The sequence below is a fragment of the Aeromicrobium panaciterrae genome (assembly GCF_031457275.1).
Taxonomy (GTDB): Bacteria; Actinomycetota; Actinomycetes; order Propionibacteriales; family Nocardioidaceae; genus Aeromicrobium; species Aeromicrobium panaciterrae_A.
In genome coordinates, this window is the sequence record NZ_JAVDWH010000001.1 from 1,212,505 (window position 1) to 1,225,666 (window position 13,162).

Annotated in this window: 12 protein-coding genes and 1 tRNA gene; 6 read left to right on the plus strand and 7 right to left on the minus strand. The window is 64.2% G+C overall.

Translation table 11 applies throughout. From position 1 onward, the window contains the following. Positions 1-25: 25 nt before the first annotated feature. Both J2X11_RS06360 and J2X11_RS06365 read right to left on the minus strand, forming a co-directional pair. Positions 26-1,075: a winged helix DNA-binding domain-containing protein gene (locus tag J2X11_RS06360; protein ID WP_309968148.1), complete on the minus strand. Its 1,050-nt coding sequence runs from the start codon at positions 1,073-1,075 to the stop codon at positions 26-28. Between the two features lie 6 nt (positions 1,076-1,081). Further along, positions 1,082-1,522 (minus strand): OsmC family peroxiredoxin, encoded by a 441-nt coding sequence (locus J2X11_RS06365; protein ID WP_309968151.1) that lies wholly within the window; start codon positions 1,520-1,522, stop codon positions 1,082-1,084. A gap of 135 nt (positions 1,523-1,657) precedes the next feature. On the opposite strand from J2X11_RS06365, the gene J2X11_RS06370 reads away from it, so the two are divergent. Beyond that, positions 1,658-2,491: an oxygenase MpaB family protein gene (locus J2X11_RS06370; protein WP_309968156.1), complete on the plus strand. Its 834-nt coding sequence runs from the start codon at positions 1,658-1,660 to the stop codon at positions 2,489-2,491. Positions 2,492-2,494: 3 nt separating this feature from the next. Here the strand turns inward: J2X11_RS06370 and J2X11_RS06375 are convergent, their stop codons facing one another. Both J2X11_RS06375 and purT read right to left on the minus strand, forming a co-directional pair. Then, positions 2,495-3,634, minus strand: a complete 1,140-nt coding sequence (locus J2X11_RS06375) for a N(5)-(carboxyethyl)ornithine synthase (RefSeq protein ID WP_309968159.1) — start codon at positions 3,632-3,634, stop codon at positions 2,495-2,497. An 87-nt stretch (positions 3,635-3,721) separates the two neighbouring features. After that, entirely contained in the window at positions 3,722-4,930 is a 1,209-nt protein-coding gene (gene purT / locus J2X11_RS06380) for a formate-dependent phosphoribosylglycinamide formyltransferase (RefSeq protein ID WP_309968162.1), read from the minus strand. 169 nt (positions 4,931-5,099) lie between these two features. On the opposite strand from purT, the gene J2X11_RS06385 reads away from it, so the two are divergent. Together J2X11_RS06385 and J2X11_RS06390 are read left to right on the plus strand one after the other, a co-directional pair. Continuing rightward, positions 5,100-6,395 (plus strand): thiamine pyrophosphate-dependent enzyme, encoded by a 1,296-nt coding sequence (locus J2X11_RS06385; RefSeq protein ID WP_309968166.1) that lies wholly within the window; start codon positions 5,100-5,102, stop codon positions 6,393-6,395. Between the two features lies 1 nt (position 6,396). Beyond that, positions 6,397-7,443, plus strand: coding sequence for an ATP-grasp domain-containing protein (locus J2X11_RS06390; RefSeq protein WP_309968170.1), 1,047 nt, complete (start codon positions 6,397-6,399; stop codon positions 7,441-7,443). Here the strand turns inward: J2X11_RS06390 and J2X11_RS06395 are convergent. Both J2X11_RS06395 and J2X11_RS06400 read right to left on the minus strand, forming a co-directional pair. Further along, on the minus strand, positions 7,433-8,176 hold the full coding sequence (locus J2X11_RS06395) for an SDR family NAD(P)-dependent oxidoreductase (RefSeq protein WP_309968174.1): 744 nt from the start codon (positions 8,174-8,176) through the stop codon (positions 7,433-7,435). The two genes, J2X11_RS06390 and J2X11_RS06395, sit on opposite strands and share 11 nt — an antisense overlap. A 25-nt stretch (positions 8,177-8,201) precedes the next feature. Further along, positions 8,202-8,273, minus strand: a tRNA-Arg gene (locus J2X11_RS06400). 54 nt (positions 8,274-8,327) lie between these two features. Between J2X11_RS06400 and J2X11_RS06405 the strand changes: the two genes are divergently transcribed. From J2X11_RS06405 to lysA, 3 genes are all read left to right on the plus strand, one after another. Beyond that, positions 8,328-8,711, plus strand: a complete 384-nt coding sequence (locus J2X11_RS06405; RefSeq protein WP_309968177.1) for a response regulator transcription factor — start codon at positions 8,328-8,330, stop codon at positions 8,709-8,711. A 255-nt stretch (positions 8,712-8,966) separates the two neighbouring features. Beyond that, entirely contained in the window at positions 8,967-10,631 is a 1,665-nt protein-coding gene (gene argS / locus J2X11_RS06410; RefSeq protein ID WP_309968179.1) for an arginine--tRNA ligase, read from the plus strand. 2 nt (positions 10,632-10,633) lie between these two features. After that, entirely contained in the window at positions 10,634-12,028 is a 1,395-nt protein-coding gene (lysA, locus tag J2X11_RS06415) for a diaminopimelate decarboxylase (RefSeq protein WP_309968182.1), read from the plus strand. A gap of 1 nt (position 12,029) precedes the next feature. Here lysA and J2X11_RS06420 read toward each other — a convergent pair whose 3' ends face one another. After that, positions 12,030-13,139 (minus strand): phosphotransferase, encoded by a 1,110-nt coding sequence (locus J2X11_RS06420; RefSeq protein ID WP_309968185.1) that lies wholly within the window; start codon positions 13,137-13,139, stop codon positions 12,030-12,032. Positions 13,140-13,162 lie beyond the last annotated feature (23 nt).

The window sequence follows — 13,162 nt, forward strand, 5'->3', positions numbered from 1 at the left end:
GTTCTGGCGAGTTTGGTGGGCGTGTTCAGTCCGTGATCTGCAACTCAGGCTCACGCTCGACAAAGCGGCCGAACGCCGCCGCCTCAGACTCCAGCGCGCGCTTGATCGCCGTAGTCACGCGTGGTGAGCATCGGACCGTGATCGTAACCGCCTTCGACTTGATGGTTCGGGTCCACAGACCTGCGAGCTGGCCGTCGATGGCCAAGAGCCCGGTGCTGCGCATCATCTGTTCCGCAGTGCCGTCGAACCGTTCATAGTCCCCTGGGTCGCGGGCGTAGGAGATGTATTCGTCGAAGTTCGACAGCAGCATCGCGGCGGGCTGCTCAGCCTCGACCAGCTCGTCGTGCGACCAGTAGGTCTCGCCGTCAATGTCTGTCGGCCGCAGCTCACCGAGCTCGAGTGCCCGGCGACTGTCGGTCAACGTCAGGCTGGTCCACCAGGCGAGGTCCTTGTCCCGGATTGGACCGTGACCGCGGGCATAGCGTCTGGCGATGAGGGCCAGCAGCTCGTCCCGTGGTTGCGCCGGGGGAGCGGTCACGACTGAGTCGAGGAGTACGTACGTGTGCTGCTTGCCGCGCATCGGCCCGTTGACGACGAGTGCTTCGATCTCGGCGTTCATGGCCATGTGGATCAGGTGACCTGTGGGATCCACCCCTGCATCGGCAAGGGCGGTCCCGAGTTCGGGGCGCGTACGCGGTCCGTCTGAGAGGGCCTCGACGATGACCTCCGCACTGCGATCGAGCTTGTCCGGAGAGAGTCCGATCGTGTTGTTGCTCGACGACATCATTTGCCGGATCCGCGGAGCCGTCACCGTGAGCAGCCAATGGATGTCCGACGGGTCGACAAAGTGCCAGGTCGGTCGCAACACGTGCGTGCGCAGGAAGTCGCCTCGCGCGAATGCGGCGTCCAGGTCTGACTTCGTGAGTCCTGTCGTCCGTTTGGCGACAGCCCACAGCCCCATGTCGTGCAGTTGGGACTGGACACAGCCGAGATGTCGTACGACCTCGATTGCCGTGCCGAATCGTGGTGTGTCGAGCCCTTGCGCGTGCAGGCGTCCCGAGATCGAAGGCTTCACACCGCGTCAGGCTGTGACGCGTGCGGCGTCCAGCGTGATCGGCACACCGGTCAACGCCTTGCTGATCGGGCAGTTGATCTTGGCGGACTCCGCGGCCTCGAGGAAGGTCGCATCGTCGATGCCTTCGACCTCAGCGCGTACGACGAGCTCGATGCCCGTAAGACCCAAGCCAGCCGCGCTCATCCCGACCGATACGTGAGTCGTCACTTCCATCGAGTGCGGGGTTGCGTTGACCTTGCCGAGGGCGGCAGCCAGGGACATTGCGTAGCAAGCCGAATGGGCTGCACCGACGAGCTCCTCGGGGTTGGTGACGCCACCGCCGTCCTCAGACGCGCGCTTGGGGAACGACACGTCGAACGTGCCGAGTCCTGAGCTGGTGAGCTCAACCTGGCCGGAACCGTCCTGCAGTCCGCCGTCCCAGGCGGTGCGGGCTGTACGTGTGGGCATGGTGGCGCCTCTCGTCGAAGGTATGGAGCCGACGCTACTCGTGGAGCCCGTCAAGAAGCGAGGGTGGAATCTCTTGCTATCCGGCGGCTGGCAGGACAGAATCTGAACACGCCCGTAATCAGATTGAGAGATCGCATGACCACGACCGCCGTCACTGAAGTCCCAGAGATCCACAAGGGAGTCTTCGGTGCAGCTCTGCTCGCCGGTACGGCCAACGTGATCATGCAGCTGTCTTGGCCTGGCGTCGGCTATGGCGTCAAGGAGAGCCGTGTGCTGTCCGGACGTATCGACCTGCACCCGGTCAAGCGACAGCGCACCACCCTGACCTACCTCTCGGTCGTCGCATACGGGACCGACGAGGAGCGAGCCGCATACAAGGCTGCCGTTGACACCTCGCATACCCAGGTTTTCAACGACGAGAACAGTGAGAGCCCGGTCAAGTACCACGGCATGAACCCAGACCTGCAGTTGTGGGTCGCGGCTTGCATCTACTACGGCGTCGAGGATGTCTACCGGCTGTTCGTTGGCGGGATCGATCCCGCTGACCGTGAGGCGGTCTATCAGCACTCGGCAAAGCTCGGTACGACTTTGCAGGTGCGCGAGTCCATGTGGCCCGCAACCCGCGAGGCGTTCGAGGAGTACTGGGAGAAGGGTCTCGACCAGGTTCACATTGACGACCGCATCCGCGCGTACCTGATGGAGGTCGTCCGGTTTGAGCACCTGCCGCTCAAGCTCGGCAAGATCTTCGCGACGTTCAACACCTTCGTCACGACGGGGTTCCTGCCGCCGCGATTCCGAGACGAGATGCAGCTGGCTTGGACAGCGCGCCAGCAGAAGAGGTTCGACCGGCTCATGAAGGTCGTCGGCTTCGTGACGCGGCACAGTCCCCGAATCCTGCGGGAGTTCCCTTTTAACTTCTACATGCGCGACTTCCGTCGCCGCCTGCGCAAGGGCAAGCCGCTCGTCTGAGTCCTACTCAAAGGCGTGCGGGTACGCCTCGTTGCGATGCTGGAACGCGAGGATCGCGGGGTTCTGGATCACGCCGTCGCGGATCTCGATCGCGCGTTGGATCGTGTCGTCGGCGGCCCATGCCTTGGGGCCGTTGAGGACTGTCCTCATATATGGCAGCAGCGCCTGGCTGATCTCCCACGTGGCGGAGTTCCAGAGGTAGGACGGGCTGTGGTCGACGGCGTAGTAGGTCACACCGTTTCCCACCGTGAACGTTGGCTCTTCAAAGGTGGTCGGTTTGGCCCATTCGAATCCCATTCCCTCGTCACATGAGACGTCAACGACGAGCGTGCCTGAGGCGAGCGTCGGCAGATCGACGTTCATGAGGAATGACATGGGGGAATTGGGGTCCTGCAGCACGCAGTTGACGATCACGTCATGCTCGGCCAACAACGCGGGCATCGGAACCCAGTTCTGGTCGATGAAGGCGCGGCTCTCGGCCGGTGAGTCTGCCGGGTCGAAGTGCACGATTCGCGCTGAATGGATCGGTGCGCTCACGGCGGCCACGCCGCGTTGGGTGAAGATGTCGACGTCGTGGATCCCGTGAGCACTGAGCGCGGTCACCGCGCCGCGAGCTGTGGCTCCAAAACCGATGACGGCGGCGCTGAGCCGGCGACCGTAGTTACCGGTCAGGCCGGCGATCTCCATCGCCTGCAGGACTGAGCAGTAGCCAGCGAGCTCATTGTTCTTGTGCAGGACATGGAGCAGGAAGGATCCGTCACCGCTCCAGTGGTTCATTGCCTCGAAGGCGATCACGTTGAGCTTGCGGTCGATCGCCACCTGCGTCAGTTCGGTGTCCTGTACGCAGTGCGGCCAGCCCCAGAGCGTCTGCCCTTCGCGCATCTCGAGCAGGTCTGACGCGTGCGGCTTGGTCAGCAGGATGACGTCGCACGTGGCGATCAGCTCTGCGCGGGGGAGTATGCCGCCGACAAGCGGGAGGAGCTCTTCATCGGAGTAGCCGAAGTCGCGTCCGTATCCCTCTTCGAGGAACACGTGCGGTCGGGCAGCCTTCGTGAGTCGCTCCAGATGGCGGGGGTGCAACGGCAGACGCCGTTCGTTCTCCTTGGAGGTGTGGGCAATGACGCCCAGATCGAGCTGGCTCATACGAGACCTGCCGTAGGTGTTTCGACAGGGAGTCCGCTGCTCGGTGAGGCGCTGTCGCCTTTGGTGAAGATTACACGTGCGAGCTTCTCAGTCTGCGACGCGCAGATGGGCTGCAGCACGTCTGGCGCGGGCGCGGGCCGCGTCCACGTCCTCGCCGAGAGCGAGCGTGACCGCCATGCGCCGTCGCCCAGACACGGCGGGTTTGCCGAAGAGCCTCAAGGTCGTGTCGGGTTCGGCCAAGGCGGCCTCGACCCCGGCGATCTGTGGTGCCTCGAGCTCGCCCTCGAAAAGGACTGCGCACGACGCTGCAGGTCCGCGGGTCCGGATGTTGGGGATCGGCAGACCCAGGACGGCGCGGGCGTGAAGAGCGAACTCGGAGAGGTCCTGTGACACCAGGGTGACGAGCCCGGTGTCGTGGGGCCGTGGGGAGAGCTCAGAGAAGATGACCTCGTTGCCTCGAATGAAGAGCTCGACGCCGAAGAGCCCGCGGCCAGTCTCTCCACAGAGGTTCGCGACGACGGCAGCCGACACCTGCTCCGCGCGGTCCAGTACTGCGGGATCAAGCGCCTGTGGCTGCCAGGACTCCCGGTAATCGCCGTCGATCTGGATGTGCCCGATGGGTGAGCAGAACGAGATTTCGTCGGGCCCGCCGTCGGTCGCCGCGTGCTTGACCGTCAGGAGCGTGATCTCCTCGTCGAAGTCGACGAAGCCCTCGATGATCACGCGACCTGCGCCGGCGCGGCCACCGTCCTGCGCGTAGTCCCAGGCCGTGGCGGCGTCGGCGGGCTCGCGGACCACTGACTGCCCCTTGCCCGACGACGACATCACGGGTTTGACCACGCAGGGGGTGCCGATCTCAGCGACTGCTGCCTCGAACTCTTCGAGCGAGTCAGCGAATCGGTAAGGGGAGGTCGGTAGGCCGAGTTCTTCGGCACCGAGTCGTCGGATGCCTTCGCGATCCATGGTGAGTCGGGTCGCGCGGGCCGTCGGCACCACGGTCACGCCCTCTGCCTCAAGCTCCAGCAGGGTCGGCGTGTGGATCGCCTCGATCTCCGGGATCACCCAGTGAGGCTGCTCCTGCTCGACGACGGCCCTGATCGCGACGGGGTCGAGCATGTCGATGACATGGCTGCGGTGTGCAACCTGCATCGCCGGGGCGTTGGCGTACCTGTCTACCGCGATGGTCTCGATACCGAGGCGCTGCAGCTCGATCACGACTTCCTTGCCGAGCTCACCCGCGCCGAGGAGGAGTACACGCGTCGCGTTGGCCGACAGAGGCGTCCCGATGATCGTCACGCGCGAAAGTCTAGGTGTGCCCGTTGAGCTCTAAGCGCTGCGCTCGCGATGGGGGTGGTGCCCCCGGCGGGACTCGAACTGCGCTTCCGACTCCCAGCGCCTTCGGCGTCGGTAGGGTCTGCGGGACGGGAAACTGTCGGATCCACGAGTCCAAGAGTTGCGAGGCGTCATGACCGATCGAGCACAGGGCCTGGATGCCCTTTGTTCCGCGTCGTTGATCGCCACGTATCCCTCGATTGGCGTCGATCAGACACTCAGGGAACTGGCTCACGAATCTGATTGCCCACCTGTCGTGGTTGCCTCAAGCGAAAGAGCCGCTGGCTTCGTCGCGGAGGGGTTCGCAGCGAGTTCGGGCCAGCACGCGATGGTGCTGGTGGACCGCTACTGGGCGCGCAGCATCGAACCGCTGCTCATACCGGGCACCAAGATCGGTGTGGCGTCTGCCCAGGATGGCCGCCTTGAGATTCGCGATGCGGTCGAGGCAGTTTCCGGGCCCGCGATGGAGAACGAAGGCGACTCCGCAGAGCGCGCCGCCCTGTTCGCCGCTGTGCTGCCAGGGCAGTTCCACCAAGCACGTGGTGAAGCCGAGAAGTGGGTTCGAGAATCCGGAGTAGGTGCTGTCACGACATCGGGTTTCGACTCATTTCCGCGCTCAGACCCAGACGTTTGGCTGGGCAGGGTCGGGTTCATGGCGTCCTCGGCTCCGAATGTCAGGTGGGCCCTGCTTCCTGGGGCGGAACTCAGTCAGTCGGTTCCTGGTGAGCGCACAGTGATCGCATCGTTTCACGAGCTCGAAGGTTTCAAAGCCAGTGCCAACGGGGCCAACAGCCGACCAGTCGCGCCGACTGTCGAGGAGTTCGCCTCGCCGCTTCCCAGGCTCCTGGTTGAGCTTGCCCGGCGAGTCCCGACATCGATTGCGGTTGCTGATGCTGGGACCTCGCACCGTGCAGTGGCAGTTGCCCTGGCCAATCGGGGGCACGAATGTTTGATGACTGACGTGCTCACGCCGATGGGCTGGTCGCTTCCCGCGGCGCTCGGTGCCTCCTACGCCCATCCGGGCAGACCGCTCCTCGTCGTACTGGGTGACGGCTCCGCGCTAGGAGCGGTAGCGGACTTGGCACTGCTCGCGTCACACCGAGTCCCAGCGATCGTCGTGATCGCAACCAATGGCACTTTGGGGAGCCGACAGGGCAACGTACGCAGCCAGGACAACGTAGGTCTTGAGCTACCTCAGGTGAATTGGGAACGGCTCTGTGCCGCGTTCAACATTCCAGTCACTCCACATGGGTCAACCGACCGCCACTTGCTGGATGATGTCGTTGCGCATCTCGAAACGGGGAGCGGTCCGCAAGTTCTCCTGGTCGATTGTCCGGTTGAATTGCCTGATGAGTTGGCTGGCCCAACTGGCATTCCGTTGGTAGACGCCCACTTCCAATCTTCATCAGCCGCTGTCGGAGGAATCTGAGTTGAAAACCATCCTGCTCACCAGCGCAGGCTCGTTGGTCGGGCGAGGTGTGTTGGATGCACTGTCGGGTCGCCGCGAAAACCTTCGGATTGTCGGAGGCGACGCAGATCCCAGTGGCCCGACAGTCCAGGAGTGCGATGAACAGTTCGTACTTCCGCAGACCGAGTCGGCTGAGTTCCTTCCAGCAGTCGAGTCGCTTGCACACCGAGTCGGAGCTGACCTGGTGATTCCCTGCCGGGATCCGGATGCCCTCTTCCTGGCGCAGGCCAACGAAGATCCCGAATCACGCATCGTTGTCCCAGGGCCGAGTTTTGAGCTGGTCCGAATGACTCGCGACAAGTGGCTGACCTACCTCTGGTGCTCCGACCGGGGCATCCCGTTCGCCCCAACCATCTGTACGGATGTCGCGACGTCCGCCGATGTAGACGAATTTGTGGCGAAATGGGGCTTCCCCTTGATTGCCAAACCTCGCGCCGGGAGCGCGTCGCTCGGGGTGAGGGTGGTCCTTGATCAGGCTCAACTCGGGCGCACGCTGGAACAGCCGGGCTACATCGTGCAGCCGTTCATCGACCCGCCGAGCACAGCGGCGCTCTCCCTCGACCTCAACGATGGCCTCCCGCTGTTCTGGGAGATCCCCGTCCAGGCGACGCCGGCAGTGACGGTTGTCATCGGTCCCAACGGCACAGCGATGAGGCCGCTCTGCTTCACCGCTGATCAACGGTTGGGTCGTGTCGAAGGCGTCAATCGAATCGCCGACGAGGCTTTCCAGGCGTTCGCGGACACTCTCAGTGATCAGCTTGCCAGCGCTGGTTGGTTGGGTCCCCTCAGCGTCCCGCTCCGACATGACGCGACGGGTTGGCACATCATCGAGCTCAATCCGAGGTTCTCCGGGGGTACGTCGGGGCGCCTCCACTTGGGCTTCGATGAAGTCGCATGGGTGCTGAACGCCTGGCTCGGCGAGAACACGGTTCCCGCGTGGACTGGGACGCCCACGACGAGGGTCGACAGAATTCTGAGTGACTTCCCCAGGATGCCGTCTAGCCCATGAACGCTCCGCCACTGACGTCCAAGGTGACGCCGGTGATGAAGGAAGCGTCGGGCGACGCGAGAAATGCGATGGCCGCGGCTACTTCGTCAGGCGTACCCATGCGTCCGATCGGAGTCGTCTGAGAGTCGGTTGACTCAGAATTCTTCTCGGCGACCATGCCCAGCGCTCTCGAGGTCGCGATGATCCCTGGCGCGACGCAGTTCACCGTGACTCCGAACGGAGCTAGTTCCGCTGCGGCGTGGCGCGTGAGGCCACTGACCGCGGCCTTCGCGGCCGAGTAGTCGGGGCCCGAGACTCGTCCGTATCTGCGCCCGGCAAAGCTCGAAACGGTGACAACTCGTCCGTAGCCCTGAGTCCGCATGACCGGAGCGACGCGTTGGATGAGCAAGGCTGTCGAAACAACGTTGAAGTCCCACATCTTTTGCAGGGCTTCTCTGGTGAGGTCATCGACGCCGACACCCACCGTGCCGCCGCCGACATTGGCCACAGCGATGTGGACGCCACCTAGAGATTCAGCAGTGATGATCAGCTGATCAAGGGTCTGTTCGTCCGCGGCATCGCCAACGACGCCGACGACCTGTGACTGCTCTCCGGTGAACTCTTCGAGCCGTGCGCACGCAGCGTCCAGCTTGGCCAGGTCGCGCCCGTTGACCACCACTGTGGCTCCGCTTTGCAGCAGTCGTTGGGCCGTGGCGAATCCGATTCCGTCGCTTGACCCCGTAACAATCGCCACCTGGCCTGCACTGCTTGAAGTCACGTGCCCCCGGCAGGATTCGAACCTGCGCTTCCGCCTCCGGAGGGCGGCGCTCTATCCCCTGAGCTACGGGGGCCCAATGGGGCCAACTGCCGTGTGAGCCTATCGCACGGGGGCTACCGTGAATCCCGTGCCCAGAGTGCTCGTCGTCGACGACACCGCCTCGATTCGCTTCCTCATCCGGACCAATTTGGAGCTCGCCGGATTCGACGTCGACGAGGCGGTCGATGGCGTCGACTGCCTCGAGATTTTGAGCCGTACAACCGAGATGCCGGATGCCATCACGGTCGACGTGATGATGCCGCGCATGGATGGAGTTGCGACTGTCGCGGCAATCCGGGCCGATCCGCGCCATGAGGGGATCGCCATCATCATGGTGTCCACTCAAGGCCACCCCGCGGACATCCAGCGGGGCATGGACGCTGGCGTTGACGCGTACATCACGAAGCCTTTCGACCCCGACTTCATGGTCGACACGGTCAGCGAAGTCATTGAGCGACTCAAACATCCTTGAATGCGGCCCTTCCCGGACGTACGGTTTTCGTACACGGAGAGGAGGTGGTCCCAGGAATGAATAGCTCTTGGACATGTGAGGTGGCTGTCCGCTAGCCGCAAGGCTTGCCGGCGGCGGCGCAAAACCCGCAGCCACCCGACCCGCAGGGAATCCGAGTAGTCCACTCGGACCGTGCTCCTACTCTTCGGAGGCGAGCGCAGCCCTGCGGGTCGTCCGCGTTTAAGGGACAGCGCCTGAGGCCGATAGTCTTGACCGGTGACTCCCGAGCAGCTTTCTGCGGTAATCGTCGGTGCCCTTTCCTCGCTCAGCGAGGCGGGCACCATCGTGCTGCCCGATGGTGTCCCGAGCGAGGTGCTCGTCGAGCGTCCCAAGGTCCGCGAGCACGGCGACTACGCGACCAATATCGCGCTGCGACTGGCCAAGAACGCAGGTATGAATCCGCGTGACTTCGCCCAGCTGCTCGCTGACGCGCTGACCAGCGCCGACGGCATCGCCAGTGCAGAGATCGCCGGTCCCGGCTTCCTCAACATCCGGGTTGCTGCTGGCGCTCAAGGTGCTTTGGCGCCGCAGATCGTCGCGGCCGGCGAGGCATACGGCACGAGTGACCTTTATGCAGGTCAGCGGGTCAATCTGGAGTTCGTCAGCGCCAACCCCACGGGACCGATTCATATCGGCGGCGTACGTTGGGCGGCCGTCGGCGACTCGCTCGGCCGCATCCTCGCGGCGATCGGCGCAGAGGTGACGCGGGAGTACTACTTCAACGACCATGGCGTACAGATCGACCGGTTCGCCCGCTCGCTGCTCGCCGACGCACGCGGCGAAGAAGCGCCGGAGGACGGCTACGGCGGTCAGTACATCTCCGATATCGCCGCGACCGTGATCGCCAAGCACCCTGACGCGGCGACGCTGCCCGATGACGAGGCACTCGAGACGTTCCGTGCCGAGGGCGTCGACCTGATGTTCACGGAGATCAAGAAGAGCCTGCATGACTTCGGCGTCGACTTCGACGTCTATTTCCACGAGAACGACCTGCACGAGTCCGGCGCCGTGGATCGCGCCATCAAGCGGCTGCAGGAGCTCGGGATGATGTACGAGCAGGACAACGCGACCTGGTTGCGTACGTCTGACTTCGGCGATGACAAGGACCGTGTCGTCATCAAATCCGACGGTCAGCCCGCCTACATCTCCGGCGACCTCGCCTATTACCTCGACAAGCGCGAGCGCGGATTCGACCGCTGCATCATCATGCTTGGCGCCGACCACCACGGCTACGTGTCGCGGATGCTTGCGATGTGCGCTGCCTTCGGCGACACCCCGAAGGTCAACCTGGAGCTCCTGATCGGCCAGCTGGTCAATCTCGTACGCGACGGCGAGCCACTGCGGATGAGCAAGCGCGCCGGAACCGTCATCACGATGGAGGACCTCGTCGAGTCGATTGGCGTCGATGCAGCCCGCTACGCGCTGGCGCGCTATTCGATGGACTCCTCGATCGACCTCGACCTCGACCTGTGGGCCAAGCAGGACAGCGACAACCCGGTCTACTACGTCCAGTACGCGCACGCGCGGCTTTCGTCAATCATCCGCAATGCGGTCGACCTTGGCGTCGTGCTCGACGAGTCGAGCTTCGATCCGTCCCTGCTCGCGGTCGAGCAGGAGGGTGCACTCCTTCGCTCGCTCGCCGACTATCCGAAGGTGGTCGCGCGCGCTGCCGAGCTGCGCGAGCCGCACCGCGTGGCGCGCTACCTCGAGGACACCGCTGCGGCGTTCCACAAGTTCTACGACGTCGCCCACGTGTTGCCGAAGGGCGACGAGGAGCCGACCGATCTTCACCGCGCTCGCCTCATGCTGGTCGCTGCAACGCGACAGGTCATCGCCAACGGTCTTGGCCTGTTGGGTGTCTCGGCCCCGGAGAGGATGTAGCCATGCGGTCACACGAAGCGGGTGCTCTGCACGGTCAGTCCGGAGATCGCGGACCGGCCTGGCTCCGTACGCCCGAAGACCCCAACGAGCTCGTCCCGCACCTTTGGGCGTCCAACGTCTCCAAGGTTGATGGAGTCCTGACCGTCGCTGGCGAGTCGGCGACAGACCTCGCTGCGGAGTTCGGCACGCCGACCTACGTCGTTGACGAAGACGACTTCCGACGTCGCGCGCGCAGCTTCAAGGAAGCATTCCCCGACGCTGACGTGTTCTACGCCGGCAAGGCATTCCTCTGCGTCGCTGCTGCCCGGTGGATCGCCGAGGAGGGCCTCAACCTCGACGTGTGCACCGGTGGCGAGCTCGCGGTCGCGATCAAGGCCGAGTTCCCACCCGAGCGCATCGGCCTGCACGGCAACAACAAGTCAGTCGCTGAGCTCCGCCGTGCGCTTGAGATTGGCGTTGGCCGCATCATCATCGACTCGGTCGAGGAGATTGAGCGTCTTGCGGCTCTTACAACTGAGCTCGGAGTGACCGCTCCGGTCATGATCCGGGTGACCGCTGGCGTCGAGGCTCATACGCACGAATACATTTCGACCTCGCACGAGGACCAGAAGTTCGGCTTCTCCATTTCCGGTGGCGACGCACTCGACGCCGTACGCCGCGTGCTCGCCGCGCCGGGCCTCAAGCTGCTCGGACTGCACTCCCACATCGGCTCGCAGATCTTCGTCACAGATGGTTTCGAGGTCGCGGCCCGCCGCGTACTCCGCCTGCACGCGCAGATCCAGAAGGAGCTTGGCGTCGCGCTGCCCGAGTTCGATCTCGGCGGCGGCTTCGGCATCGCCTATACGACGCAGGATGATCCCTCGACCCCCGAAGACCTCGCCCGCGGCATGCTCAAGATCGTCGACGACGAATGCGCTGCCATGGGGATCGAGGTGCCGCAGCTCTCGATCGAGCCGGGTCGAGCCATCGCCGGACCGTCGACCTTCACGCTCTACGAAGTCGGCACGACGAAGACCGTTGCCCTCGATGGCGGAGCGTCGCGACGCTACGTGTCGGTCGACGGCGGCATGAGCGACAACATCCGTCCTGCGCTCTACAGCGCCGACTACTCCTGCACGCTCGCGTCACGCAGCTCGGACGCTGCAGCGATTCTGAGCCGTGTCGTCGGCAAGCACTGCGAGTCGGGCGACATCGTGGTCAAGGACGAGTTCCTGCCCAGCGACGTACGAGCCGGTGACCTGCTGGCCGTGCCTGGTACGGGTGCCTACTGCCGGTCGCTTGCCAGCAACTACAACCACGTTCCCCGAGCAGCAGTCGTCGCCGTACGCGATGGCGAAGCGCGCGTGATCGTGCGACGTGAGACTGAGGACGATCTGCTCGCCCTCGACTTGGGCTGAACTACAACCCGAGGTCGTCCAGCACGTGCCGTAGGACGGTGGCGCGCGCTTGTACGCTCGCCTCGACGGCCGATGGCTCATCGCCGAGTCGCTCAAGCGGAACGGCCGAGATCCCGTGCGCGATGGCCAGCTGGATGGTGTGAGCGCGCTTGAGCTCGGCCTCGCTGATCTCGACCCCTTCGTCTGCGAGCCCTTCCCGATAGCCGACGAGCGAGGCGCCTTGGATGTCGCGGAAGGTCGACGCGTCAGACCGATCGAGGTCGATCTCGCTGTAGACCAACTGGCTCAGGTCGAATCCGAGAGCGGTGCGGAACCAGAAGCACCAATCGATGACACAGAACCCGTCGGGCACGACCAGAAGGTTTTGAGGGGCCGCATCCCCGTGAGCATTGAGCAGGGGGAGTGCTTCGATTTCGTCAATCAGTGCCGGGGCAGCCGCGATCAAGGACATGAGGCGCGCCCTGAGATCACCACCGAAGTGGGCTGCGACGGCGGGGTGATCCCAGACTCCGCCCTGTTCGTACGCGCTGACGAACTGGTCATTCAATCGAGTCTCGAAGTAGAGGCGTGCTTGGTGCGGACCTGCGGGATGGGTCAGCTCAGTGTCGATGGCAGCCACTGAAGCTGATCCGGCAAATCGACCCAGCATCGCGGCTGCGTCTCGATAGCGCTCAAGGACCCAGGGTTTGTCGTCGTGCTCGACTGCCTCGAGCCACAACGCGCAAGAATCGGCGTCAATCTCCGCCACGCGATAGGCCTTGGGGATGCGCATTCCATCCGGCACGCGCGTCTCCAGATCGCTTCGGTACGCATTCGGTTCGATGTGCCAGGGGAGTGCGTCCGCGATGGCGTGGTGGAACTGGGGAGGTATGCCGGAGAGGGCGGGTGAGCGCAGCGCGGATTGCACCACTTTCACGAACAGACGGAAAGGCACGTCCGCGCCGTCCTGTCGGGCTGTCCCGCTGACCCACCACCGTTCGCCGGTCGTCAAGGTCGTCAGTCCGTAGTCGACGTCCTCGACGTTCGACTCGATGATGCCGTCGGCCGACAACATCTCGGCCAACGTCTCGTCATCGACGTCGACGGGCCCGAGCGCAGCTCTGCCGGTCATGTCGCCTCCTCAAGCCCCTGCAC

Bases quoted from the DNA above. Each gene is read 5' to 3' on its own strand.
- J2X11_RS06365 (WP_309968151.1), bottom strand. From the start codon at position 1,522: ATGCCCACACGTACAGCCCGCACCGCCTGGGACGGCGGACTGCAGGAC.
- J2X11_RS06370 (WP_309968156.1), top strand. From the start codon at position 1,658: ATGACCACGACCGCCGTCACTGAAGTCCCAGAGATCCACAAGGGAGTC.
- J2X11_RS06375 (WP_309968159.1), bottom strand. From the start codon at position 3,634: ATGAGCCAGCTCGATCTGGGCGTCATTGCCCACACCTCCAAGGAGAAC.
- J2X11_RS06385 (WP_309968166.1), top strand. From the start codon at position 5,100: ATGACCGATCGAGCACAGGGCCTGGATGCCCTTTGTTCCGCGTCGTTG.
- lysA (WP_309968182.1), top strand. From the start codon at position 10,634: ATGCGGTCACACGAAGCGGGTGCTCTGCACGGTCAGTCCGGAGATCGC.
- J2X11_RS06420 (WP_309968185.1), bottom strand. From the start codon at position 13,139: ATGACCGGCAGAGCTGCGCTCGGGCCCGTCGACGTCGATGACGAGACG.